The organism is Nonomuraea sp. NPDC050643 (assembly GCF_040654715.1).
Lineage (GTDB): Bacteria > Actinomycetota > Actinomycetes > Streptosporangiales > Streptosporangiaceae > Nonomuraea.
Map to the genome: position 1 here is coordinate 58,453 of NZ_JBFAIM010000056.1, position 23,316 is coordinate 81,768.

At 71.8% G+C, this 23,316-nt stretch carries 22 protein-coding genes and 1 tRNA gene; 12 read left to right on the forward strand and 11 right to left on the reverse strand.

Going from position 1 to position 23,316, the window contains the following annotated elements; translation table 11 throughout:
• Positions 1–7 precede the first annotated feature (7 nt).
• Positions 8–1,396 (forward strand): MFS transporter, encoded by a 1,389-nt coding sequence (locus AB0I15_RS48345; RefSeq protein ID WP_358112744.1) that lies wholly within the window; start codon positions 8–10, stop codon positions 1,394–1,396.
• Here the strand turns inward: AB0I15_RS48345 and AB0I15_RS48350 are convergent.
• Positions 1,374–1,730 carry a DUF742 domain-containing protein gene (locus AB0I15_RS48350; RefSeq protein ID WP_358112747.1) on the reverse strand — a complete coding sequence of 119 codons (357 nt, stop codon included), beginning with the start codon at positions 1,728–1,730 and terminating at the stop codon, positions 1,374–1,376. The two genes, AB0I15_RS48345 and AB0I15_RS48350, sit on opposite strands and share 23 nt — an antisense overlap.
• Positions 1,723–3,609: a nitrate- and nitrite sensing domain-containing protein gene (locus AB0I15_RS48355; RefSeq protein ID WP_358112749.1), complete on the reverse strand. Its 1,887-nt coding sequence runs from the start codon at positions 3,607–3,609 to the stop codon at positions 1,723–1,725. The genes AB0I15_RS48350 and AB0I15_RS48355 overlap by 8 nt, the downstream gene beginning before the upstream one ends.
• Positions 3,610–3,781: 172 nt before the next feature.
• Here AB0I15_RS48355 and AB0I15_RS48360 point away from each other — a divergent pair, with 172 nt between their 5' ends.
• Positions 3,782–5,341: an ABC transporter substrate-binding protein gene (locus tag AB0I15_RS48360; protein ID WP_358112752.1), complete on the forward strand. Its 1,560-nt coding sequence runs from the start codon at positions 3,782–3,784 to the stop codon at positions 5,339–5,341.
• On the opposite strand, the gene AB0I15_RS48365 is transcribed toward AB0I15_RS48360, so the two are convergent.
• Complete coding sequence (locus tag AB0I15_RS48365) at positions 5,317–5,502, reverse strand: hypothetical protein (protein ID WP_358112755.1); 186 nt, start codon at positions 5,500–5,502, stop codon at positions 5,317–5,319. The two genes, AB0I15_RS48360 and AB0I15_RS48365, sit on opposite strands and share 25 nt — an antisense overlap.
• Before the next feature lie 21 nt (positions 5,503–5,523).
• Here AB0I15_RS48365 and AB0I15_RS48370 point away from each other — a divergent pair, with 21 nt between their 5' ends.
• A complete protein-coding gene (locus AB0I15_RS48370; protein WP_358112849.1) occupies positions 5,524–6,150 on the forward strand; it encodes a hypothetical protein in 627 nt (208 codons plus the stop codon).
• Here the strand turns inward: AB0I15_RS48370 and AB0I15_RS48375 are convergent.
• Positions 6,116–7,234 carry an MFS transporter gene (locus AB0I15_RS48375; RefSeq protein WP_358112758.1) on the reverse strand — a complete coding sequence of 373 codons (1,119 nt, stop codon included), beginning with the start codon at positions 7,232–7,234 and terminating at the stop codon, positions 6,116–6,118. The genes AB0I15_RS48370 and AB0I15_RS48375 overlap by 35 nt on opposite strands.
• Positions 7,235–7,308: 74 nt before the next feature.
• Between AB0I15_RS48375 and AB0I15_RS48380 the strand changes: the two genes are divergently transcribed.
• From AB0I15_RS48380 to AB0I15_RS48395, 4 genes are read left to right on the forward strand one after another with little or no spacing between them, the layout of a single operon-like run.
• On the forward strand, positions 7,309–9,861 hold the full coding sequence (locus tag AB0I15_RS48380) for an AAA family ATPase (RefSeq protein ID WP_358112761.1): 2,553 nt from the start codon (positions 7,309–7,311) through the stop codon (positions 9,859–9,861).
• 7 nt (positions 9,862–9,868) lie between these two features.
• On the forward strand, positions 9,869–10,840 hold the full coding sequence (locus tag AB0I15_RS48385) for an inositol-3-phosphate synthase (RefSeq protein WP_358112763.1): 972 nt from the start codon (positions 9,869–9,871) through the stop codon (positions 10,838–10,840).
• A gap of 19 nt (positions 10,841–10,859) precedes the next feature.
• Positions 10,860–12,494, forward strand: a complete 1,635-nt coding sequence (locus AB0I15_RS48390; protein WP_358112766.1) for a BTAD domain-containing putative transcriptional regulator — start codon at positions 10,860–10,862, stop codon at positions 12,492–12,494.
• Positions 12,380–13,327: a hypothetical protein gene (locus AB0I15_RS48395; RefSeq protein WP_358112852.1), complete on the forward strand. Its 948-nt coding sequence runs from the start codon at positions 12,380–12,382 to the stop codon at positions 13,325–13,327. The genes AB0I15_RS48390 and AB0I15_RS48395 overlap by 115 nt, the downstream gene beginning before the upstream one ends.
• Before the next feature lie 54 nt (positions 13,328–13,381).
• On the opposite strand, the gene AB0I15_RS48400 is transcribed toward AB0I15_RS48395, so the two are convergent.
• On the reverse strand, positions 13,382–14,110 hold the full coding sequence (locus AB0I15_RS48400) for a BTAD domain-containing putative transcriptional regulator (RefSeq protein ID WP_358112769.1): 729 nt from the start codon (positions 14,108–14,110) through the stop codon (positions 13,382–13,384).
• 132 nt (positions 14,111–14,242) lie between these two features.
• On the opposite strand from AB0I15_RS48400, the gene AB0I15_RS48405 reads away from it, so the two are divergent.
• The 3 genes from AB0I15_RS48405 (at position 14,243) to AB0I15_RS48415 (ending at position 16,319) form a co-directional block, all read left to right on the forward strand.
• A complete protein-coding gene (locus AB0I15_RS48405; RefSeq protein ID WP_358112772.1) occupies positions 14,243–15,004 on the forward strand; it encodes a hypothetical protein in 762 nt (253 codons plus the stop codon).
• A gap of 193 nt (positions 15,005–15,197) precedes the next feature.
• Positions 15,198–15,995 carry an exodeoxyribonuclease III gene (locus tag AB0I15_RS48410; RefSeq protein WP_358112774.1) on the forward strand — a complete coding sequence of 266 codons (798 nt, stop codon included), beginning with the start codon at positions 15,198–15,200 and terminating at the stop codon, positions 15,993–15,995.
• A gap of 90 nt (positions 15,996–16,085) precedes the next feature.
• Positions 16,086–16,319 (forward strand): hypothetical protein, encoded by a 234-nt coding sequence (locus tag AB0I15_RS48415; protein ID WP_358112776.1) that lies wholly within the window; start codon positions 16,086–16,088, stop codon positions 16,317–16,319.
• 17 nt (positions 16,320–16,336) lie between these two features.
• On the opposite strand, the gene AB0I15_RS48420 is transcribed toward AB0I15_RS48415, so the two are convergent.
• Positions 16,337–17,272 (reverse strand): cobalamin biosynthesis protein, encoded by a 936-nt coding sequence (locus AB0I15_RS48420; RefSeq protein WP_358112779.1) that lies wholly within the window; start codon positions 17,270–17,272, stop codon positions 16,337–16,339.
• Positions 17,256–18,038 carry a phosphotransferase gene (locus tag AB0I15_RS48425; RefSeq protein WP_358112782.1) on the reverse strand — a complete coding sequence of 261 codons (783 nt, stop codon included), beginning with the start codon at positions 18,036–18,038 and terminating at the stop codon, positions 17,256–17,258. Before AB0I15_RS48425 ends, AB0I15_RS48420 begins: the two co-directional genes overlap by 17 nt.
• An 89-nt stretch (positions 18,039–18,127) precedes the next feature.
• Between AB0I15_RS48425 and AB0I15_RS48430 the strand changes: the two genes are divergently transcribed.
• Both AB0I15_RS48430 and AB0I15_RS48435 read left to right on the forward strand, forming a co-directional pair.
• Positions 18,128–18,862 (forward strand): ZIP family metal transporter, encoded by a 735-nt coding sequence (locus AB0I15_RS48430; protein ID WP_358112785.1) that lies wholly within the window; start codon positions 18,128–18,130, stop codon positions 18,860–18,862.
• Positions 18,863–18,916: 54 nt separating this feature from the next.
• Positions 18,917–18,990 (forward strand) — tRNA-Arg (locus AB0I15_RS48435).
• A 131-nt stretch (positions 18,991–19,121) separates the two neighbouring features.
• On the opposite strand, the gene AB0I15_RS48440 is transcribed toward AB0I15_RS48435, so the two are convergent.
• The 4 genes from AB0I15_RS48440 to AB0I15_RS48455 are packed head-to-tail and all read right to left on the reverse strand — an operon-like array spanning position 19,122 to position 23,274.
• Positions 19,122–20,540: an integrase gene (locus AB0I15_RS48440; RefSeq protein WP_358112788.1), complete on the reverse strand. Its 1,419-nt coding sequence runs from the start codon at positions 20,538–20,540 to the stop codon at positions 19,122–19,124.
• Positions 20,540–20,737: a helix-turn-helix domain-containing protein gene (locus tag AB0I15_RS48445; protein WP_358112791.1), complete on the reverse strand. Its 198-nt coding sequence runs from the start codon at positions 20,735–20,737 to the stop codon at positions 20,540–20,542. The genes AB0I15_RS48440 and AB0I15_RS48445 overlap by 1 nt, the downstream gene beginning before the upstream one ends.
• A gap of 57 nt (positions 20,738–20,794) precedes the next feature.
• Positions 20,795–22,351, reverse strand: coding sequence for a YfjI family protein (locus AB0I15_RS48450; protein ID WP_358112794.1), 1,557 nt, complete (start codon positions 22,349–22,351; stop codon positions 20,795–20,797).
• Entirely contained in the window at positions 22,348–23,274 is a 927-nt protein-coding gene (locus AB0I15_RS48455; RefSeq protein ID WP_358112797.1) for a bifunctional DNA primase/polymerase, read from the reverse strand. The genes AB0I15_RS48450 and AB0I15_RS48455 overlap by 4 nt, the downstream gene beginning before the upstream one ends.
• Positions 23,275–23,316 lie beyond the last annotated feature (42 nt).

Below are 23,316 nucleotides of genomic sequence, written 5' to 3' on the forward strand. Positions count from 1 at the left end.
GCCCAACGTGGCGACAATCACCGTGCCCGCAGCACGGGGGACGCGGAGCGGGAACCCCTGGCCCGCGGTGATCTCCCTGGCCTTCGCGGCCTCCATCGCCGCCCTGCAGAACACCGCGGTGGTCCCGTTGCTGCCGGTGCTGCAGCGAGAGCTGAACGCCTCGCTGCCCGCCGTGACCTGGACGCTCACGCTGAGCCTCCTGGTCGCCGCCGTGGCCACGCCCTTGCTGTCGCGCTTCGGAGACATGTACGGCCGGCGCCGGATGATCCTCGGCGCCCTCGCCCTCCTGGTGGTGGGCTCGGTCATGGCGGCGCTGGCGACCACGCTGACCTGGCTGATCGTGGCCCGGGTGCTTCAGGGCTTCGTGGCCGCGCTGATACCGCTGTCGATCGGGGTGGTGCGCGACACGCTGCCCAGGGAGCAGCTCGCGACCGGCATCGGCGTGCTCAGCGCGACGATGGGCTTCGGCAGCGGCGGCGGCATGATCCTGGCCGGGCTCGTCTCGGGCGACTACCACCTCGTCTTCTGGATCACCGGTGGCATCTCGCTGGTGGCGGCCGTCGTGGTGGCCTTCCTCGTCCGTGACACCGCCGAGCCCGTACGGGGCCGCCCCGACCTGCTCGGCGCCGCGCTGCTGGCCGCCTGGCTGGTGGCCCTGCTGCTCGGCATCAGCGAGGGCGGCCCGTGGGGCTGGACCTCACCGGGCGTGCTCGGCCTCTTCGCCGCCGCGGCGGGGCTGGCGGCCGTCTGGGTGCTGGTCGAGCGCAGGGTGGCCGAGCCGCTGGTGGAGATGGCGATGCTGGTGCACCGCGGCACGGTCGGCGCGACGGTGTCCTCGATGCTGCTCGGGTTCTCGTTCTTCACCCTGCTGACCGGCATGTCCGCCTTCGCCCAGGCGGCCTTCGCGGCGTCGACCCTGGAGATCGGGATCTATCTGCTGCCCAGCACGCTGTTCATGCTGGTGATCTCGTTGTTCGCGGGCCGCTTCATGCGCCGCTTCGCGGCCTCCACCATGGTGGCGGTGGGCTCGGGGGCCACCGCCCTGGCCGCGCTCTGGCTGGTGGCGGCCCACGACGCCCCCGCGCAACTGTACGTGGCGTCCTCGCTGATGGGCATCGGCCTCGGCATCGGATACGCGGCCCTCGGCACCATGGCCGTCGAGCACGTCGACCCGGCCAAGACCGCCACGGCGGCTGGGGTGAACGCGCTCGTCCGGGTCGTGGGCGGCAGCACGGCCGGCGCCGCGATCGCCGCCATCCTGGCCGCCCAGCCCGGTCTGGACGGCTTCCGGTGGGTCTTCGGCGCGGCCGCGGCGGCGGGCGTCGTGGCCGCGCTGTTCGCGGCCGTGTACGGGCGCCTCAACCGCGCGGCGGTCACAGGGCTTTCAGTCCGCTGATCACCTCGAGCAGCACCTTGGCGTCCGGAGCGGGCGGGGGCAGCTCGACCTGGACGAGCTGCTGCGCGTGCAGGTCGCCGACCAGCACCCTGACCACGCCGATGGGCAGGTTCAGCTCGGCCGCGACGTCCACGAGCCGGGTCGGCTGGGTGCACTTCTGCAGAATGATCAGATGCTCGGGGGCGAGGCCGCGGGGCGGAGTCAGGCCGCCGGAGGTGATGATGACCGCGATGAGGTCGATGGCCTCGCTCGCGGGCACCGTCCGGCCCCTGGTCAGCAGATAGGCGGGGACGATCGGGCCGGCATCCTCGTCCAGCCAGCGCTCTTCACTCACTTCGCACCACCCGCATGGGGCGAGCCGGTTCCTCGACGGCGGCCGGGGCCTCCGGCTCGGCCACGTGCTCTTCCGGGATCAACACGATCGCGGTGGTCCCTCCATATGGTGAACCGCGCAAGGTCACGCGGATGTCGTGCCTGGCGGCCAGGCGGGAGACGACGAAAAGGCCGAGCCGGTCGCTGTCGGCCAGGTCGAACTCGGGCGGGCTGGCCAGCCGCTCGTTGTAGTCGGCCAGTTCCTCTGGTTCCATCCCGTGCCCGCGGTCCTCGACCTCGAAGGCGAAGCCGCGGGCGGCCTCCTCGCCGCGCACGATGACCGGGGTGTGCGCGGGGGAGTAGACGGTGGCGTTCTCGACAAGTTCGGCGATCAGGTGGATCACGTCGCCGACGACGTTCCCGGCCAGGCGCTGGCCGGTCATCGGCTCGACCACGATCCGCTGGTAGTCCTCCACCTCGGCCGCGGCGCCGCGGGCCACGTCGTGCAGCGGCACCGGCCTGCTCCAGCCGCGCCCCGGCGTGGCGCCCGACAGGATGATCAGGCCCTCCGCGTGGCGGCGCATGCGCGTGGTCAGGTGGTCGAGCTTGAACAGGTCCTCGAGCTGGTCGGGGTCGGTGGCCCGGTGCTGCATGTCCGCGAGCTGGATGCGCTGGCGGTGCAGCAGCGTCTGGCTGCGCCTGGCCAGGTTGCGGAACACGTGCCCGACGCCCTCGCGGAGCTGCGCCTGGCCGACGGCCGCCTCGACCGCGGTCTGCTGGACGGTGGAGAACGCCTGCCCCACGTCGTCGATCTCGACCGTGGTGCCGGCCACCGACACCTCCGGCATCTCGACCGTCTCGCCCTTGCGCAGCTTGGCGACCACCTGCGGCAGCCGCTCCTGGGCCACCTCCAGCGCCGCCAGCCGGAGCGCGCCGAGCTCCTTCGACAGCCGGTTGCCCATGCGCAGCGAGAACGCGATAGACACGATCACCAGCGCCAGGGCGGTGCCCGCGAGCAGGAACGCCCTGGACAGCACCTGGTCGGCCACCGGGTCGGCCCGCTCGTTCAGGATGTTGCTGGCCCGCATCTGGGCCTTCTGGAACGAGTCGGCCAGTCCCTCCGTGGTGCTGAGCCAGCCGGACGGCGTGCCGCCCGCGATGATCTGGTCCTCCATCATCCGCATCCGCTGGTAGGCGGGGGAGGTGATCAGGGCGACCTGGGGATCGCGCAGTTCCCGGTCGAGCTCGGCGAGCGCCTGGTCGAGCAGGAAGCGCCGGTTGCCGGCGAGCCGCGTGAACAGCCGCCGCTCGGCCGCGTCGACCGTGCCGAGCCCGATGGCCTGCTCCCTGGTCAGCAGCTCTTTGACGTAGCTCATGTCGATGGTCACGCGGGACTGCTCGTAGATCGGGATGTCGTCGATGAGCGCGACGCGCCGGTGCAGGCCGAACAGCGTGTCGATGATCGAGCTGTACGCCTCCACCGTGTGCAGACGGTCGGACAGGCCCGTGTCGATCTCACCTCGGATCGAGTCGAGCCTCTCGAGTTGCGTGTCCACCGCGTCCACCTGTGTGCGGATCTCTTCCGATCTGTCTTTGGAATTGCTGGAGAGCTGTCTGAACGCGTCCCTGGCGGTGTCAGTCCGGGTGCGCTGTGCGGTTACAGAGGATTTGTCCGCCATGTTACGCAAGTGCCTGGCTGAGACTAGACGTTCACGCTGGATCTCGCTGATGAGTTTGTACGCGGGAAGACGGAGGTTCGTCCAGACTGTCTTGTATTGGCGCAGCTCCAGGCTTTCGCTCGCGGTGACGGCGGTGATGACCCCCCACAACACCACCATGGAGGTCAGTGGCACGAGCAGTAGTCCGATGATCTTCATACGGATCGTTCGGCTACGACCCATGGCACCTCTCCCCGGTCGGTCCCCTGCTGGCAAGGCCGGACGGGACAACGCCCGAGGATAGCAATTGGATCACCAAAATGCCCAATTTTTCGGGACTTTTGGACACGCGGCCACCGTCTGCCTGATCTTGGAGTAGGTTTCCCGGGATACATAGGCGACAGAGGGAGATGCGTTGCGCCGTCGACTCGCAGCGGCCGCCGCGCTGATCCTCCTCGCGGCCTGCTCGGTCCCCCCGGAGCCCCAGCAGGCCCCGGTGGGTGAGTCGCCGTTCGTCTACGTCAAGAACACCGACATCGTCACCGAGTGGGACCCCAGCCGCTCCTACTCCAACGAGATCATCGCCTTCCAGAACGTCTACGAGACCCTCACGCTCTGGGACCCGGTCACCAAGAAGTCGGCCCCCCGCCTGGCCACGTCATGGCGCTCGTCGGCCGACGGCCGGACCTGGACGTTCAGCCTGCGCCCCGGCGTGACCTTCCACACCGGCAACCCGCTCGACGCCACGGCGGTCAAGGCGTCGATCGAGCGCACGATGGCGGCCAAGACCGGCGCCTCCTACATCTGGGACGCGGTCTCCTCCATCAGGGCCGAGGGGCCGCTCACGGTCACGTTCGCGCTGAAGTACCCGGTCCCGCTCGACCTGGTGGCCTCCGCCGGGTACGCCGCCTACGTCTACGACACCAAGGCGGCACCCGACCTCGGGAAGTGGTTCAAGGAGGGCAGGGACGCGGGGTCGGGGCCGTACACGGTGACGAAGTGGAACAAGGGCAAGGAAGACGAGCTCACGCTCTCGGCGTACGGCGACTACTGGGGCGGCTGGCGGCGGCCGCACTACAACACGATCAAGTACAAGGCCGTGCCCGACCCCGAGCGGGCGTACCGGATGCTGCAGCGCGGCGAGGCCAGCTTCGTGGACCGGCTCGACCCCGAGCTGTTCGCCAAGGCCACGGCCGCGCCGGGTGTGCGCACGTCTGACCGGCCGTCGTTCACCACGGCCATGATGCTGTTCAACACCGCCACCGGCCCGATGAAGGACATCCGGGTACGCCGAGCCGTGCAGAAGGCCGTCGACTACCGGGGCCTCATCAAGCGGCTCAAGGGCTCGGTGATGCCGGCCAGCGGCATCATCCCCGAGGGGCTGCTGGGCCACGTCCCCGACCAGGTGCCCAAGCAGGACCTGGCCGCCGCCACGCGGCTGCTGCAGCGGGCCGGCTACGGGCCAGGGGGCAGGCCGCTGCGGCTGCGGCTGACGTACGGCGAGGGCGAGGCCGACGAGGAGGTGCTCGCCAGGCGGCTGCAGAGCACGCTGCGCGGGCTCAACGTGACCCTCGAGACCCGGGGGATGCACTGGAACGAGCAGTGGGAGCAGGGCAAGAAACGCGGCCAGGACATCTTCGTCATGTACTGGTGGCCCGACTACGCCGACGGCTACTCCTACTTCGGCCAGGTCTTCCGCAGCGCCGACCCGCCCGTGCTGAACCTGGCCTACCTCAACGACCAGGGCCTGGACGCGCTGCTCGACAACGCGCCCGAGCTGACCGTGACCGACAAACCCGCCGCGCAGCGGATCTACGAGCAGGCCACGGACAGGGTGCTGGAGCAGCGGGCGGCCGCCGCGATGACCTGGGTGGTCAAGTCACAGCGGGCCTACCTGGGCGCCGTCCAGGGCTACGACGACAACCCGGCCTACCCGGACGTCGTCTTCGTCTACGACCTGCGGCCCTCGGGCTGATCCCCGCCCGCGCTCTCGATCTCCGAGGCGCGCTCACGCAGCCGCGTCCTGATCTCCTCCGGGGTGTAGGCCCGGCGGCGCCGTTCGGCCCGCGCGATCACCACCCCTGTGGCCGCCACACCCATGATTCCGGCCAGACCGAGCATCTTCCACCAGCGCATGTTGCCTAGGCTAGTCCTGTGCTGACTCTCGATGAGGCCGTCAAGGTGACGCGAACCGGTGATCTCTGGATCTTCCGCGGGCGTTCCGTACCCGATCGCGCCATTCAGACGATGACCAACAGCCCGGTCAACCACGTGGGCATGGCCATCGTGGTCGAGGACCTGCCTCCGATGATGTGGCACGCCGAGCTCGGCAGGTCGCTGCTCGACCTGTGGTCGGGCACCCACCAGCGCGGCGTGCAGCTCCACGACCTGCGCGCGGCGGTGACGACCTGGGCCGACCGCTACGACCAGCGGGCGTGGCTGCGCCAGCTCGACCCGGAGGCGACCCCCGACATGGAGGACGCGGCCCTGCGCACGGTGGCCCGGCTCGACGGCACCCCGTTCCCGTCCACCGCCCGGCTGGCCGCCCGCTGGGCCAGGGGGCGCGTCCCGCGCGGGAGCCGCAAGGAGCAGACGCTGGAGAGCGCCTACTGCGCCGAGGTCGTGGCCGTCACCTACGAGGAGATGGGGCTGCTGCCCACCGGCCGCCGCCCCAACTGGTACGACCCGGGCCGGTTCTGGAGCGGCGACGACCTCGAACTGCTGCTGGGCCGCAGGCTGGGCAACGAGATCACCGTGGGAGTGGAGCGTACGCGGCGGTCCTGAGCCGGGTCAGCGGGAGCGTGACCGCCATCAGCACGGCCACCAGCGCGAACCCCACCGGATAGCCGGTGTGCCCCAGCACGAGCCCGAACCCCATCGCGCCCACGCCCATGCCCGCGTCGAACGCCAGGTTCCACAGGGCACTGACCCTGGAAGCCTCGCCCCGCTCGAACATCAGCGCCAGCGTCGCGTTCTGCAGCACCCCGAACCCCGCCCCGAACAGCGCCATCCCGGCCACCACCGCGACCGGCCCCCCGGTCCAGAACTGGAGCCCGATCCCGGCGGCACAGGCCAGCAGGCCGGGCTTCAGCAGCCCGGCCGAGCCGTGCCGGTCGCCGTGCCGGCCCGCCAGCCAGCGCGCCGCCGGCGTGGCCAGCGACTGGGTGAGCAGCGCGACCGAGGCCAGCTCGGGTGAGCCCGCCAGCGGCAGGAACGTCACCATGACGCCCGTCGCGGTCGTCACCGCCGCGAACACCACCGCCAGCCGCGTCACCTCGCCCGTCCCCTGACCTCGCTCACGGCTCCCCACGGCGCGTACGGGCCGCGTCGCCGGCAGGCCGAGCACGGCGGGCAGCCCGGCCAGCGGCACCAGACCGGCCACGACGAACACGGAAGCGTGGCCGAGGGCGTCGCTCGCCCACAACCCCAGTGGCAGGCCCAGCACGGACGGGACGCCGACGGCCACGCCGTACAGGCCGAGGCCCTCGCCGCGGCGCTCGGCGGGGATCAGCTCGGCGGTGAGCGCGGTCCCCGTGACCACCAGGACGCCCAGCCCGGCCCCGCGCACCACGCTGATCGCCACCACCCAGCCCAGCGCGGCCGACAGCGGCAGCAGCAGCGCCGGCAGCCCGAGCAGCGCCAGGCCGAGCCCCATCACGGCGCGGTAGCCGAGCCGGGACAGCAGCCACGGGACCGCCAGCTCGGCCGCCACCGTGGCCAGCATCATGGCGCCGGTGACCGACCCGGCGCCGAGCCCACCGGCGCCGCCGGTCGTGGCATAGAGCGGTACGGCGGAGAACAGCAGATAGAAGCCGAGCAGCCCGGCCGTGGATGCGGCCATCATCAGGTTCATCGAGCGCGTCATCATGCGTACGACGGTCGCGAAACGGCGTTCCGGGCACATCGGGCATGATGCTTAGCCGCTTCTTCATAATGGGTGGCGTGTTCGTGGGACGTGAGGCGGAGCTGGCCCGCCTGACCGCGGCGCGGCAGCGCACCCCGGGCGCCGTGCTGGTCGTCGGTGAGGCCGGGATCGGCAAGTCGCGGCTGGTCCGCGAGTTCGTGTCCGGGCTCGGCGCCCCCGGCCCTCTCGGTGTCTTCGTCGCCGAGGGCGGGGCCGATCCGGGCGGCACGGCGTACGCGCCGTTCGTGCCGGTGCTGCGCCGCCTGGTGCGGCAGTACGGCGCCGGGCTGCTGCCGGGCGGTGGCCGGCGCGGGCTCGCCCGGCTGCTGCCCGAGCTGGGCGAGGTCGAGGACCTGCCCGGCCTGGGGCGGGCGCGGCTGTTCGAGGAGGTCCTGCTGCTGGTCGAGCGATCGGCCGAGCGGCGCCCGCTGGTGATCGTCCTGGAGGACCTGCACTGGGCCGACCAGGCCGCCATCGACCTGCTGCTGTTCCTGCTGCGGAACCTGATGACGCCCGGCGTGCTGATCGTCGCGACCTCCAGGGAGCCGCTGCGGCTGCCGGACGCCGAGGTGATCAGGGTGCCGCCGCTGGGGCGTGAGGAGGTGGCGCGCATGCTGGGACGCGAGGACGTCGAGTCGATCGTGGCGCGCAGCGAGGGCAACCCCCTGTTCGCCGAGGCCCTCGCCGACGCCGAGGCGGGTTCCCGCGCCCGGGCCTCCTCCGGCCGCGCCGGGGTCGCCACCCCGGCCTCGTTGCGGGAGGTGCTGCTCGCCGGGGCCGAGCGGCTGCCGCCCGACGGGCTCGACGTGCTGCGGATCGCCGCCGTGGCCGGGCGCAGGACGCCGCACGAGGTGCTGCGGGCCGTCGCCGGGCTGGACGACCTGGCGCTGGACGAGGCGCTGCGGCCGGTCGTACGCGCCCGGCTGCTGCTCGTGGACGGCGACGGCTACACCTTCCGGCACGCCCTCATCCGCGACGCCGTCTACGACGACCTGCTGCCGGGGGAGCGGCGCCGGCTGCACGCCCGCTGCGCCGAGGCCCAGCCCGACCTCGCCGCCGACCACTGGTACGCGGCCGGCGACCGGCGGCGCGCCTTCCAGGCCGCCTGGCGCTCCCGCCGCTGGGAGCGCGTCCTGGAGCTGTGGGACCAGGCGGCGGGCGATGACGCCGGAGAGCACGCCAGGGTGCTGGAGCTGGCCGCGCGCGACGCCTTGACCGAGGGCGACGCCGAGCGGGCCGAGGAGCTGGCGACCCGGGCGATCGAGGAGGTGAACGACCCGCTCAGGGCCGCGCACCTGCTGGAGCTGCGCGTCGCCATCCGCGACCTGCTCGGCGAGGAGGGGCTCGGCGACCTGCGCGAGGCCGTACGCCTGGCGCCGCGCGAGTCCAGGCTGATCGGAGCCCTGGCCACCGTGCTGGCCTGGAACGGCCAGGACGCCGAGGCCCGCGCCCACGCCGAGGAGGCGCTCCTGCTCGGTGACGACCGGTCCCTCATCACGCTGGCCGCCCTCACCGCCCTGGACGGCGACCTCGCGGCGGCCTCGAGACTGTACGCCGAGGCCAGGACGTCCGCGCCCGACGACGACACCCTGCTCATGTCGTACGCCAGCGAGGCCGACGTCCTGGAGGCCGCGGGCGAGCACACGAGGGCCGAGTCGGTCGCCCGCAGGGGCATCGCCAGGGCCCGCGGCCTGGGCCTGGCCCGATCGAGAGGCGGGCACCTGGCCGCGAACCTGGCCGAGCCGCTCGCCTCGCTCGGCCGCTGGCGGGAGGCGCGCGAGGTGATGCGCACGGCGCTCGCGCTCGATCCGCCGCCCATCCACCGGGCCTGGATCCTCATGGTGCTCGGCACGGTCGCCGTCTGGGAGGGCGCGCACGCCGAGGCGGCGGAGATCGTCGGCCGGACCCGGCCGCTGATGCGGGGACGGTCACGGGGCTACGACTCGTGCCTCGAACCCGACCTGCTCGAATGCCGCCTCGCCGTGGCCCGCGGCGACCTGGAGGCGGCACGGCGGACGGTCGACCACGTGCTGACCGAGCACGACCTGACGCTGAGCCGCCGCTACGCCTGGCCGCTGCTGGCCCTGGCCGCCAGGATCGGCCGCGTACGCCGGGCTCCCGCGGGCATCGCCACGACCGGGCGGGTCCAGGAGGCGTACCGGGCGACGTTCGAGGCCGAGTGCGGCGGGTCCTGGACGACGGCCGTGGCGGGCTGGCGGGCGGTCGGGCAGCCGTACGCGCTGGGCCAGGCCCTCGTCCGGGCGGCCGAGCAGGACCCGGCGCAGGCCACCGGGCCGCTGCGCGAGGCCGCCGCGATCGCCGCGGACCTCGGCTCGGAGCCGCTGCGACGCGAGGTCGAGACGGCCGCGGCCACGCTGCGGGTGAGCCTGTCCGACGGCCTGGTGCTGTCGGCCAGGGAGCGCGAGGTGCTCGGCCTGGTCGCCGAGGGACTGAGCAACCGGCAGATCGCCGAGCGGCTGTTCATCTCGGCCAGGACCTCCGGGGTGCACGTGTCCAACATCATGGCCAAGCTGGGCGTGGCCTCCCGGGTGGAGGCCGCCGCGCTGGCCCGCCGTACCGGCCTGATCTAATCCCGGCATGACTTCTGTGAACGTCGCCGTGATCGGCGTGGGCAACTGCGTCTCCTCCCTGGTGCAGGGCGTCGAGCACTACCGCGACGGCAAGGCCCCCGGCCTGCCGAACCCGGTCTGCGCCGGCTACGCGATCTCCCAGGTCCGTTTCACCGCCGCGTTCGATGTCGGCGCGGCCAAGCTCGGCCTGGACCTGTCGGAGGCCATCTGGACGCCGCCCAACAACTCCCGCAGGTTCGCCGGCGTACCCCGTCTGGGCGTGCCCGTCGTGGAGGGGATCCTGGCCGACGGCGTGGGGCCCGGCTCGGCCGGCCTGATCGACCCACGCGGCGGCGCGACGCCCGGGGAGGTCGCCGCCCACCTGAGGGCGACGGGCACGCACGTCGTGCTCAACTTCCTGCCCACCGGCGCGCAGCGGGCCACGGAGCTGTACGCGGGCGCGGCGATCGAGGCCGGATGCGCGTTCGTCAACTGCATGCCCGCCGTGCTCGCCCGCTCGCCCGAGTGGCGCGACCGCTTCGCCGGGGCCGGGCTGCCGCTGGTGGGCGACGACCTGAAGAGCTCGTTCGGCGCGACGCTCGTGCACCGCGCGCTGGTCGACGCCCTGACCGGCAGCGGCGTCCGGCTCACCGAGGGCTACCAGCTCCTCGGCGGCGGCAACATGGACTTCGTCAACCTGGAGGACCCCGCCCGCATGAAGAGCAAGAAGGCCACCAAGACGACGGGCGCGGGCACCTCGACGCACGTCGGCGCCCAGTACGTACCGTTCATGGACGACCGCAAGATCGCCTTCATCCGGCTGCAGGGCGAGGGGTTCGGCGGATCCCCGCTGGAGCTGGAGCTGCGCATGGTCGTGGAGGATTCGCCCAGCGCCGCGGGCAACGCGCTCGACGCCGCGCGGCACGCCAAGGCGGCCATGGACCAGGGCGTCGGCGGGCTGCTGACGGAGGTGTCGGGTGCGCTGATGAAGGCGGTTTGACGCATTATGCTCGGTCGGGATGGACATCCGCGTGCTCGGCCCGGTCGAGGTGTGCGAAGGCGGCACCGAGCTACCGATCGAGGGGGCCCAGCAGCAGTGCGTGCTCGGGGTCCTGGCCGCCTACCACGGCTCCTACGTGCCGGTGGAACGCCTGATCGAGGCCCTCTGGGAGGACGACCCGCCCAAGACCGCCAAGACGATCGTGCAGCTCAAGGTCTCGCAGCTCCGCAAGACACTGGCCGGGCGCATCTCCAGCACGACGGCGGGCTACTCACTGGCCGTGCCGGACGAGGAGGTCGACCTCGCCCGCTTCCGCCGCCTGGCCGCCGAGGGCCGCTCGGCGCGCGGCCCCGAACAGGCGGCCGCCGCCTGGGAGCGGGCGATCGAGCTGTGGCGCGGGCAGCCGCTGCAGGGCGTCGGCGCCACCTGGGTCGAGCGGCGCGTACGCGTGCCGCTGCTGCGCGAGCTCTGGGACCTGCTCGAAGAGCACGCCGCCGGCCTGATCGGGCTGGGCCGCCACCGCGAGGTGCCCACGCTGCTGCAGGGGCTCAGGAACGAGGAGCCGCTCAGGGAGACCCCGCACGCGCTGGCCATGACGGCGCCAGCTCCCCAGGGACGTGCCGGCTTCGTCGGCAGGAAGGCCGAGGCCGAGCACCTGCGGACGCTGCTGCGCGCCGGCCGCGTCACCGTCGTGACCGGCCCGGCCGGCATCGGCAAGTCGGCGCTGGCCGTGCACGTCGGCCACCAGGTCGCCGCCGACTTCCCCGACGGGCAGCTCCACGTCGACCTCGGCGGCCACGGCCAGGGCGAGCCGCTGCCGGCCGAGCGGGTGCTGCCCCGCCTGCTGGGCGCGCTCGGCGTGCCCGTCCCCGGCGAGGCCGCCGCGCAGCTCGACCTCTACCGCTCGACGCTGGCCGACCGGCGGGTGCTCGTCGTGCTCGACAACGCGGCGCACGCCGAGCAGGTACGCCCCCTGCTCCCCGGCGGCCCGTCCTGCGCCGCGCTCGTCACCAGCCGTGACACGCTGCGCGGCCTGGCCCTGCAGGGGGCCCGGCCCGTCCGGCTGGCCACGCTAAGCCCGGCGAGTCCCGCGACCTCCTGGCCGGTCTCGTCGGCGGCGACCTGCTCACGTCCGACCCCGAGGGGGCGGCCGAGCTGGCCGAGCTCTGCGGCCACCTGCCGCTGGCCCTGGCCATCGCGGGCGCGAACCTCATCGGGCGCACCGGGCTGCGACTTCACCGCGTCCTCCGCCGCCAGGCTGGCCGGGGGCGATCCGGCGGCGGCCAGGCGGGTGCTGGCCCGGCTCGCCTCGGCCCACCTGGTCGAGGTGCACGTACCCGGCCGGTTCCGGGTGCACGACCTCGTCGGGCTCTACGCCCGCGGGCACTGCACGGAGGACGACGACCCGGCGCCGCTGCAGGCGTACTATCTGCACACCGCGCGCGTTCACGTACGCCGACTACCACCCCCGCGTGGTGATCTCGGTGGCGAGCCGGGTGCTGGCGGAGACCGAGCGCGCAGGCGGCCATGCACCACACGCTGGCCGGGGCCTGGTTCACGCTCAATGAGCCGCGCCCCGCCGCCCGCCACTGCGAGCGGGCCGCCGAGCTCTACGAGGAGATCGGCTGGAAGACCGGCGTGCTGGTCGCGCTGAGCAACCTCGTCGTGGCCGGCGGCACGCTCGGCGTCCTGCACCAGGGCCTCGACCAGTACGAGCGCATCGTGCGGCTGTGGGAGGCCCACGACCCGTCCCGGCTGCCCGCGCTGCTGGAGAACTTCGCGATCAAGCTCATGTGGGCGGGGCTCGCCGGCAAGGCACTGGAACGGCAGCAGCGCGCCGTACGGCTGCGCGAGGAGCACCCGGACCGTCAGCCGCAGGGCTGGCGGGGCAGGTCCTACTCCATCCTGGGCGACATCCACCTGGCGCTGGGCGACCTCGGCGCAGCCATGGAGGCGTTCGAGCGCGGCCTGGAGCAGGCCGAGAGCGGCGAACTGGCCGCCGCGCTGTCCAGCGCGGCCATCGTCGCCCACGCGCGGGACGACGGAGACGGCGCGGTGGAGCTGGCGCGGCGGGCCGTCCAGGTGGCGGCGTCCGGGGGGATGGTCAGGGAGTACGAGGAGGCCCGCAGCACGCTCGCCAAGGTGGACGCGTCCATGGCGATCGGGGAGCGGATCCGGGTGCTGCGAGACGTCCTGGACTATTACCGGGATCGCACCTATCCCTACATCGACGTCCGCGCCCGGGTGTGGCTGGCCGAGGTGCTCCTCGAGGGTGGGCGGACCGAGGAGGCCGCGGACCTGGCGCGCGAGGCGGGCGACGCGGCCGGGCGGCACGGGTTGCGGCGGCTCGAAGGGCAGGCGCTCACCGTGCTGGCCAGGGCCTGCCCGCCCGGGCGCGAGCACGCGCGCAAGGCCGCCGAGTTGCACCGCGCGTACGGGCACCGGCTCGACGAGGCCGCCGCGCTGGCCGTACTCGACCGGGCTTGAGCGGGGCGGTGTGCGGCGGCTCGGTCGGGCTTGAGCGGTATCGCGGTGCCCGGGTCAGGCTTGGGTGGTGAGGAGTGACTCGAACGTGGCGCGCAGTTCGGGGCCCGGGTCCACGCCGAGCTGGTCGGCCAGGAGGCGGCGCGTGCGTTCGTACAGCTCCAGCGCCTCCGCCTGTCGGCCCACCCGGTAGAAGGCCGTCATGAGCAGCGACACCAGGCGCTCCTGGTGCGGCCCGGCCGTCACGATCGCGCGCAGCGGCGCGACGGCCCGCTCGGGCTGGCCCAGCCGCAACCGCCTGCGGGCCAGCTCCTCCACGGCCGCCAGCCGCGCCTCCTCCAGCTCGACCGCCGCCACCTCCAGCGACCTGCCGCCCCCCGACTCGCCCAGCGCCGCGCCGCGCCACAGCTCGAGCGCCTCCTCCAGCAGCGCCGCGCCCGCCTCGTCGCCCTCCCCGGCCGCTTCGGCGATCAGGCGGCGAAAGCGCAGCGCGTTCACGCGCTCGGGGTCGGCCCGCAGCACATAGCCGGACGGATCGGTCTCCACCTCCGCGCCCTCGGCGCCGGCGAGTGCGCGGCGCAGCCGGTACACGTGTCCCTGCACGGTCATCCGCGCGCTGTCAGGGGGATCGGTCTCCCACACGGCGTCGATCAGCCGCTCCACCGGGACCGGACGGTTGAGGTCCAGCAGCAGCGCGGCCAGGACCTGACGACGTTTACGCGGCCCGAGCTCCAGGCGGCGTCCCCCAGCACAGGCGTCAATGGAGCCGAACAGGCGAAACTCCAAGTGATCCACCTGTCACAGCATGCTGCAACGCGCTAAAAGTGCGCTAAACGTCCCCGGACGCCAACGAAACGCCAACGGCCTCTGCCAACGTCTTGGGCTCACGATCTACGCCTACACAGGAAGAGACGAAAGTTGATCACGAAGAAGGCCGCGATCGCCGTCCTGGCGGGCTCGCTCCTCGCCGGCCCGGTGGCCACTGTCGCGTTCGCACAGCCGGCTGGCGCCGTGACCACGCTCAGGGGGGACAGGCTCGGCCCCGGCGAATGGCTGCTGCCCGGGCGGTCGCTGACCTCCGGCCGGTTCAAGCTGGTCCAGCAGGCGCAGGGGAACCTGGTGTTCTACGACGGCACCCAGGCGCTGTGGACCTCGCCCACCTCGGGCAAGCCCGGCGCCCGCGCGACCATGCAGAAGGAGGGCAACCTCGTCATCTACGGCGTCGACAACAAGCCGCTGTGGTCGACCCCGACCGCCGGCAACCCCGGCGCGTACCTGCTGCTCCCCAAGGAGAGCGGCAACCTGGTGATCTACTCCAGGGACGACAGGCCGCTGTGGTCGACCAAGGCGCACGTCGGCAAGCTGCCCTCGGGGCACGTGCTGCGGCCCGGCCAGTCCATCCAGTCGGCCGACGGCCGCTACCGGCTGATCCAGCAGGACGAGGGCAACGCGGTCCTGTACGACGGCCAGAAGCCCCTGTTCACCACGCCGACGGCCGGCAACCCCGGCGCCCGATCGATCATGCAGCCCGAGGGCAACTGGGTCGTGGTGGACCGTAACGACAAGGCGCTGTGGACGACCAAGACGGCCGGCAACCCCGGCGCCTGGCTGGCGGTCACGAATGACGGCCGGGTCATCATCTACTCGAAGGACAACAAGCCCCTCTGGTCCAGCCGCTGACCACGGCCCGAACCCGGAATCCGCTGACCACGGCCCGAACCCGGAATCCGGTGACCACGGCCTGAACCCGGAATCCGGTGACCACGGCCTGAACCCGGAATCCGGGGTGATCCGGCGACGGCCGCCCGGCCGTCGCCGGTGCGCCGCGCCTGCCGGGCCCCGGAACGGGTGCCGTCGATGGCAGGCTAGGAGGATGCGCCTGGCAACCTGGAACGTGAACTCGGTCAAGGCACGGCTGCCCCGCCTGCTCGAATGGCTGGCCGAGACCAGGCCCGACATCGTCTGCCTGCAGGAGACCAAGTGCCCCGCGCAGGCGTTCCCGGCGGCGGAGGTCGGCGCGCTCGGCTACGCCACCGCCGCCCACGGCGACGGGCGCTGGAACGGGGTCGCGATCCTGTCCAGGGCCGGGCTGGACGAGGTGACCCTGAGTTTCCCCGGCGAGCCCGGCTTCGCCGCGGCCGACGGGGTCGGCGCGGCCCGCCCCGAGGCCCGCGCGATCGGCGCGACCTGTGGCGGGATGCGCGTGTGGTCCCTCTACGCGCCCAACGGCCGCACGGTCGACTCGCCCCACTTCGCCTACAAGCTCGACTGGTTCGCCGCGCTGCGGGAGGCCCTGGCGGCCGAGCTGGCGGCCGGGCCCCTGGTGGCGTGCGGCGACTACAACGTGGCGCCGACGGACGCCGACGTGTGGGATCCGGCCCTGTTCGTCGGCTCGACCCACGTCACCCCCGCCGAGCGGCAGGCGCTGGACGATCTGCTCTCGCTGGGGCTGCGGGACGTGGTGCCGACGCCGATGAAGGGGCCGCACCCGTTCACGTACTGGGACTACCGGGCCGGGATGTTCCACCAGAACAAGGGCATGCGCATCGACCTCGTGTACGCCAGCGCGGACGTGGCCGGGCGAGTGCGGTCGGCGTACGTCGATCGCGAGGCCCGCAAGGGGAAAGGTCCGTCCGATCACGCGCCGATCGTGGTGGACATGGAGGCATAAATCCCATTACATCTTGCTGTCGCCCGAGTATTCTGTGTTCGCAAATGTTTCGGGGGCGTTGCGTCTCTTCCAGGTGCAGGGGGGATCTCCATGCAACCCGCAGACGGTCGCGTCATCTTGTTCATCCTCATCGGCCTGGCCGTGTTCGCGCTGGGCCGCCGCTTCCAGACCATGCTCCTCACCCGTCAGGTCTGGAAACAGAGCGCCAGGCAGGTCACGGCCAGGAAGGTGACGGCGCACAACGCCGCGAGGTCGATGATCGGTATCACCTTGTTCGCCATATTCGTGGTCTGGCTGGTGCTCAACCTCAACCGCGTCATGTGAGGACGGTGATCAGCCGATCACCGAACGATCGCGCGCCGTAGCGCCCAGGCCGTGATGATGGCGGTCCCCGCGGCGGCCAGGCTCACGGCGCGCGTCAGTCGTACGGCGCGGCGGATGTCCTTGACGCCGGGTTTCGGTCCGTCGCCCATCGTGGGCCGGTTCTCCGTCCGCCCGCCGTACACGTTCTTTCCACCCAGCGTGACCCCGAGCGCGCCGGCGAACGCGGCCTCGCACCTGCCGGCGTTCGGGCTGGGGTGCCGATGCCCGTCCCGCCGCAGCACGGCCAGCGCCTGCCGCGGGTCGGGCCCGGTCAGCACCGTGAGCAGCCCGGTCAGGCGTGCCGGTACGTAGTTCGCCACGTCGTCCAGCTTCGCGGCTGCCCAGCCGAAGCGCTCGTAGCGGGGGGAGCGGTGCCCGATCATGGCGTCCAGCGTGTTGACCGCCCGGTACGCCAGCAACCCCGGCACCCCCGCCACCGCCCCCCAGAACAGCGGCGCCACGACCGCGTCAGAGGTGTTCTCGGCCAGCGACTCCACCGTGGCCCGCGCCAGCTCGGGGGCCTCCAGCCGCGACGGGTCGCGGCCGCAGAGGTGGGGGAGCCGGGCCCTGGCGCGCTCCAGGTCGCCGTGCTCGAGGGCGTCGGCCAGGTAGGCGCCCTCGCGGGCGAGCGTGGTGCCGCCGAGCACGGCCCAGGTGGCGACGGCGGTCACGGCCGTACGCGCGGCGCGGCCCGGCACCCGCTGGGCCAGCACGCCGAGGGCGGCGGCGCTCCCGACGCAGATGACGACGTGGACGGCCCCGCGCGGCCGCTCGTCGCGGTACAGCGCCGTCTCCAGCCGCCCGGCCGCCCGGCCGAACAGCGCGACAGGATGGGCCGGGCTCTGCGGATCGGCCACGAGCCGGTCGAGGGCCACGCCGAGAGCGAGGCCCAGGGGGTCATACCAAATGGGCATGAAGCTCATCTTCGTGCACGTCCAGCCATGCCGCCGCCCGGCGGATCCGCTCACCGGCGCCGCCCGCCCACATCTTCGCCCAGTTGCCGCCGGTCGTGGCGCGGGTGCGCATGACCGTGTAGGAACGCTGGAACCGGACCCTGGCCAGCTCGAGGAGGCGGCGGCGGTCGCGGGACGGGACACCGTAGGCGTCGCAGAAGAGGCGCAGGCGGGCGCCCACGTCGAGGGAGCGGAGGAGGGGGTGGCGGTCGAGGGGGTCGGCGAGCGGGGCCCAGTGGCGGAGGGTGGTGACGATGTCGAAGAGCCGGGTGGTCGGGCGGGCCAGGTCGAAATCGATCACCGCGACGGGGCTCCCGTTGCGAAAGATCACGTTTTCTGGCGTTAAATCACAATGCCCGATGACTTCTGGCGATTTGTCGTCATTCGACCCGCCTTCCCAGCCTTTGGCCGACAGCGGGAACCCCGCGGTCGCATCGTGATACCGCCGCAGCAACACCGCCAACTCGGCCAGCGCCCCATCACTCACGCTCTCCAGCCGCAACCCGGTCGTACCCGGGACATAGGTGAGGATCTGGCGCCCGGCACCGTCCATCCCCACGACTCGGGGCGCGCCGTCGAACCCGGCGGCTTCCAGGTGCCTCAGCAGGGCGTGCACGGAGGGCGTCGACGTACTGGACGGTCTGCGCACGGTGTCACCAACACGTACCACCCCGTCAGTCACGTCCCCGCCCTGCAAGGGAATTTCACGCAGGAGCGTCGCGACCATGCGACCACAGCTTAGACCAATTTGCCCCGCCCCCGCCTGGCCTTTTCCAAGCTGGGCACCGCGTACCGCCCCCACTAGCGTGGGCCTCCGTGCCCATCCTGCTGTCGCTGGCGGCGTTCCTCATGACGCTCCTCGGCGGGTTGGTCGCCGACCGCGTCGGCCACCGCCGCCACCTCGTCCTGGGCTTCGCGGCCGGCGTCATGCTGGGCGTCGTGGCCTTCGACCTCCTCCCGGAGTCCCTGGCCCTGGACCCGGCGCGCCTGCACGGCGTACCCGTCCCCATGCTCACCCTCGCCCTGGCCTTCCTGGGCATCCACATCGTGGAGCGCGCGATGGGCATGCACGACGCGCACGAAGGCGACTACGCCACCCACCGACACGCCCGAGCGGGCGTCGGCCTCACCGCCGGCTCCGCCTTGATCATCCACAGCTTCCTGGACGGGGCCGCCATAGGCGCCGCGTACCAGACGGACACCTCCCTGGCCGTGGCGGTGGCGATAGGAGTCATCGCTCACGACTTCACGGACGGCTTCAACACGTACACGATCACCTCCCTGTACGGCAACGCCCGCCGCCGCGCCCTCACCCTGCTCCTCCTGGACGCCCTCGCCCCCATCACGGGGGCCACCCTGACGACCGTGATCACGATCCCAGACGGGGCCTTGGGGGCGTACCTGGGGTTTTTCGCGGGTTTCCTGCTCTACCTGGCCACCTCGGACATCCTCCCGGAGGCCCACACACCCCGCCGAGCCACGGGCTGGACGCTGATGATGACGGTGGCGGGAACGCTGTTCATGTGGGGTGTGATCGGGTTGACAGGCTGACACGGGGAAAACTTGTGCGTGACAAGTCGCCGGATCATGCACAATAAGGCGGGAGCGCCCTTAGCTCAGCTGGATAGAGCACCGGACTTCTAATCCGACGGTCGCAGGTTCGAATCCTGCAGGGCGCGCAACTCACAAGCAGCACAAGAGGGCCTCTGACCTGCGGTAACGCCGGTCAGAGGCCCTCTTTATGAGTCCGGTGGTGTACGGCTATCGCCAGGCATCACCGGATGATCCTTCCCAATGCCTTCCCAGGCGATCAGTCCTGCTGGAGGGCGGTCAGGATGCGGCGCTTGGCGGCCTCGTCCTGACCAGCGACACACTTGGCGTAAATGCGCAGCAGCACTTCCACGCTGTGTCCGGCCCAGGCAGCTACCTGAGTGGCCGGTACGCCTGCGTTGAGCCAGGTGGAGACGCAGGCATGGCGCAGGTCGTAGACCCGCTTGGCCAGCGGTGAGGCGGCCTCCTTCGTCGTGAGCGCGTCGGTGCGTGCCCTAGCCCATACGCGTCGGTAGGTGATGTCTGGCAGCTCGCCGCCGCGCGTGCCTCGGAAGAGGTGGCCGCCGGGGTTCTTGCCGTACGAGGCGGCCAGGTGAGCCCGCAGGATGGTGGCGAGTGCGGGTGGGATCGGGACGTGGCGGCTGTGGCCGTCCGCGCGATGCTTGAGAGCGCGTTCCTCGCGGAGGGTGCCGTCGTCGGTCCATTCACGTCCGGCGAAGGGCGCAGCCTTGGTAAGGCGCAGTTCTCCCCATTCCTCCGTGGGCTCCATCATCTGCCCTGACTTCCCGTCCAGGAGCAGGGGCGGGAGGTTGATGTTGTAGTCCCGCAGGTTGATGGCCTCCTCCGGCCGGAGAGCGGCGTAGTACATGAGCGCGAAGAAGGCCACGAGCCGTTCTCCGCTCGGCTTCTGGGCCTTTACGGCGGCCAGCAGCGCGCGGGCCTGGGTGTGGTTGACGACGCTGCGACTGTCCACTTCGTAGGTGCTCTTTGGCGGCTTCCACTTCAGGCCCTTGATGGGGTTGGTCGGTAGAAGCTTGAGCTCTACGGCGTAGTCGAGAGCGTTCTGCAGGATGGTCTTGGTCCTTAGTACGGTGCTGGTCGCGGCGCGTTTGCCGTCGAGCCGCGAGGTGGCGGTGTCGAGAACGCTCCTCATGAGCGTCGGGTTGTCCGCGAGTGCGGAAACGGGCTGACTGTTGTTCGCGAGCCACCGCAGCGCGGCGGCCATCTCCTCTGGGGCTTCGTCCCTCTGCTTCTTGTTGAAGCCCCAGCGGCGCACGGCCGTGCGAAGAACGAGGTCGTCAGGCTTCCCACGCTGACCTGTGAGTAGGGCGGGCGTGGCTGCGGTCAGTGCACGGGCGATGTCCTGGCGATATTTCGCGGACGCTCCCTTCCACTTCATGTCTGCGAATTTGCAGGCGAACTCGTACCAGCCCATAACCGGGGCCTCGGTTCTCTTCCAAGAGATGGGCTCTCCGGTGAGCAGGCTGAATGCCTCTCCGCCTCGTGCTGCGGTGAGCAGGGTTCCTCGGAAGGTGTCGGCCTGGGCGATGTTCTTGAAGGATCGCTTCCACGTCCGTACGCCGGTTCGCCAGGCCACGCGGTAGGAAGTCACCTTGCCGTCCGTGTTCTTGCGCGTCTCGATGGCGTAGACGCGGGTGCTGTAGGTGATGTCTTTCATCAGGCGGCGTCCTCCAGGTCGGCGAGCCAGCGGTCCAGGTCGATGCGGCGGATGCGTAGGTCGCCGTTGGGGAGCTTGAGGCAGCGCGGGGCGCGGCCTTTGGCTCGCCAGTCGTAGAAGGTGGATCGGGCGATCTGGAGTTCTTCGCAGAGTTCGGCGAGGGTGATGGTCCCTCGTGGTTTGGTGCCGGTTGGCATGGTGGTGCTCCCTGTTTTGGTGCTGTTCGGTTGGGTGGCCGGCGGCGGGCTTGGTGGCTATGCGCCGGGCTTGTGCAGGTCGGGATGGATGGCGTAGCGGGGCGATGGGTTGCCGCGTGTGCCGGGCGGCTCGGGCTCGCGGCGGAGCCAGCCGAGCTGTTCGAGGTAGTCGAAGGCGGGTTCCAGGTCGGCGGCCTTCTTGAAGTGGCGTTGCAGGGCCCGGTGGGCGTCGCGCTTGGTGACGTGGGTCTTGCCGGTGCGGGTGAGCCAGGCGTGCAGGGTGCGGCCTGCGGCGATGTTCGGGTCCTGGCCCATGGCGTCGAAGGTGGCCAGGGCGTGGGCGGTGTAGTACTCGCCGAGTTCGATGGCGGCGGCCATGGTGTCGGCCTCGATCGGACGGCGGAAGCCGTCGTCTACATGAGTGGCCAGGTGCAGGAGTCCGGCGATGCGGGCTACCGCGCCGTCGAACTTGGCGGCCCAGTCGGAGATGTGCGAGAGGTCTCCGGAGTCGGGGCGCAGTCGTGGTTCGGTGCGTTCGCGTTGAGCGTGGATGAGGTCGGCGGCTCCTGGTGAAAGCAGAAGGCGGGCAGGGTCTTCCCAGGCCCACATGGTGGTGACGAGGCGTTCCAGGTTGGCGCGGTAGGTCTCGGCTACCGCGTCGGGTACGGCGGGCGGGTCGATGCGGCGGAAGCCGACGTTGTTGGCGGGCAGGCTGTAGAGGATGCGGCCGAGCAGGCCCTTGCCTCGGAAACCGGGTGAGGCGGCCATCTCGGTGACGATGTCGGGCTGGACGGCCAGGCCGAGTGTGAGCGCGGCGTGGTCGACGCGTTCGCGCCGGTTGCGGCGGTCCACGATCAGCAGGTCTCCGGCGTGACCCTTGAGGAAGAGATCCAGGTTGGCCACGCCGGAGTAGCGACCGGCGAGGGTGGCGAAGATGCCGCCCTCGGCGGACAGGACGGCCAGGCGTCCGCCTTGTTCGGCGAGCAGGGTGGCGGCGGCCTCGGGTGTGATGTCGTCGGCGATCAGGCGGGGTTCGGCTGGCACGCTGATGCCGTCCACCGCGAGTGCCATAGACGTGGCGTCAGAGAGCGCGTCGTGTGCGGATGCGCCGCTTGCGTTGGCGGCGGTGCGGGCGGCCTTGTCGGCTGCTTCGACGGCGACCTTCTGGGCGAGTTGGCGTTCGGTGATGATGGGCCGGACCTTCTCCTGGAGGGCCTTCTCGGCGGCCTGGAGCGGCCCAACGATGGCGCGGAAGACCGGTGACTTGCGGGAGCCGGGTGGCATCGCGACGACGATGAACAGGTTGACCGGCTCGCACCAGGTGCCGCGTACGTTCACCAGCGCGCGGCCCCCGGCGGCCGTCGAGATCGCGGAGAGCACGATGCATCCGGCCAGGTCCACCGGCGTCTGCGTCTCCTCGGCGAGCGCCGTGGTGAAGTCTCCGGCCCAGGCCGGGAGCGTGTGCGCCGGGAAGCTCGGCAGCGCGGCGCGGGCGTTGAGCGGGACTGGTGGGTCCCAGGCGGGTGCGTGCATGGCGTTCAGGACTTGGTCCGTTCCGAGGTTGGCGAGCAGAGCGGCGGCGCGATCTGCGGGCTTGGCGTTGCTGGCGGTCATGCGGCGCTCCTGCGTGGTCGGTGCTCTCCGGCGTCCAGGCCGGAGCGGGTGGTGGCGAAGGTCTCGGTGACGGACAGGCCGATGGCGTGGCCTGCGGTGTGCAGGGCGGTCTCGGCGAGGTGGCGCGGCAGAAGCCCACCGGCGACGAGCTGGCCGAGGGCGAACGCGGCCTGGTTGAGCGTGGCGTTGCGGGTGCCGGGTGCGGCGGCGAAGACGCGCTCCAGCTCGTTGCGGAGCGCCGCGTGGGCGTAGCCAGCAGCTCGGCTCCCGCCGGTCGCGGTCAGCACGTCGGCGGCTGTGAGAGTCGTCGGCGCGGCGGCCGGGACGGTGGGTGCGAGTAGTACCGCGAGCCAGGCAGGCAGCGGCGCGGGCTCGGGAGCGTGCAGGACGTCATAGCCGCCCGTGCCGTCCGGCAGGGTGACGTGGCTGCCGGGGCCGACCACGTACCCGCCGCAGGCGCGGGTGTCGATCAGCCAGCCGAGCCGTCCCGAGGTGTTGGCCAGTGGCGGCCCTTCCGAGGCGGTGAAGTACAGGTGCAGGCCGTTGCGGCGCGTGCGGACGCTGAACGTCTCCAGCGGTAGTGGCTGGTCGTGCTGCTCGCACAGCAGTGCCAGCACGTCGGCCCCGTCGTTGACGCCGGGCACGTCGTACGGCTCGGGCGGACGCTTGCCGTCCTTCGGGGTGTCGAGATCGAGCACCACGAGGTGGGACGGGCCGCAGGCGATACCGATGTTGTACGGCGCGCGGGACCAGCAGCGGCGGATGACCTCCGGGTCGGTGGTGGCGTGGTGCTCCCAGTCGGTGAAGCCCTTCAAGGGCCGCTTGTCGCCGGGGCGGAGCGGGAAGACGTGCCAGCCTCGGCGGGCGGCGGCCAGGGCGTGGTCCAGGCGGTGAGCCTGGGCGCTCTTGGATGCGAGTGTCATGATGGGCGTTGCTCCTTCTACCGGCCCGCTGGGGCTGGTCTT

Excerpts from the sequence above, each read along its gene's own strand:
- AB0I15_RS48425 (WP_358112782.1), bottom strand. The coding sequence starts at position 18,038 with ATGGTCGCGACGCTCCTGCGTGAAATTCCCTTGCAGGGCGGGGACGTG.
- AB0I15_RS48390 (WP_358112766.1), top strand. The coding sequence starts at position 10,860 with ATGGACATCCGCGTGCTCGGCCCGGTCGAGGTGTGCGAAGGCGGCACC.
- AB0I15_RS48365 (WP_358112755.1), bottom strand. The coding sequence starts at position 5,502 with ATGCGCTGGTGGAAGATGCTCGGTCTGGCCGGAATCATGGGTGTGGCG.
- AB0I15_RS48415 (WP_358112776.1), top strand. The coding sequence starts at position 16,086 with ATGCAACCCGCAGACGGTCGCGTCATCTTGTTCATCCTCATCGGCCTG.
- AB0I15_RS48450 (WP_358112794.1), bottom strand. The coding sequence starts at position 22,351 with ATGACCGCCAGCAACGCCAAGCCCGCAGATCGCGCCGCCGCTCTGCTC.
- AB0I15_RS48420 (WP_358112779.1), bottom strand. The coding sequence starts at position 17,272 with ATGCCCATTTGGTATGACCCCCTGGGCCTCGCTCTCGGCGTGGCCCTC.
- AB0I15_RS48375 (WP_358112758.1), bottom strand. The coding sequence starts at position 7,234 with ATGATGACGCGCTCGATGAACCTGATGATGGCCGCATCCACGGCCGGG.
- AB0I15_RS48445 (WP_358112791.1), bottom strand. The coding sequence starts at position 20,737 with ATGCCAACCGGCACCAAACCACGAGGGACCATCACCCTCGCCGAACTC.
- AB0I15_RS48455 (WP_358112797.1), bottom strand. The coding sequence starts at position 23,274 with ATGACACTCGCATCCAAGAGCGCCCAGGCTCACCGCCTGGACCACGCC.
- AB0I15_RS48410 (WP_358112774.1), top strand. The coding sequence starts at position 15,198 with ATGCGCCTGGCAACCTGGAACGTGAACTCGGTCAAGGCACGGCTGCCC.
- AB0I15_RS48355 (WP_358112749.1), bottom strand. The coding sequence starts at position 3,609 with ATGGGTCGTAGCCGAACGATCCGTATGAAGATCATCGGACTACTGCTC.
- AB0I15_RS48440 (WP_358112788.1), bottom strand. The coding sequence starts at position 20,540 with ATGAAAGACATCACCTACAGCACCCGCGTCTACGCCATCGAGACGCGC.
- AB0I15_RS48385 (WP_358112763.1), top strand. The coding sequence starts at position 9,869 with ATGACTTCTGTGAACGTCGCCGTGATCGGCGTGGGCAACTGCGTCTCC.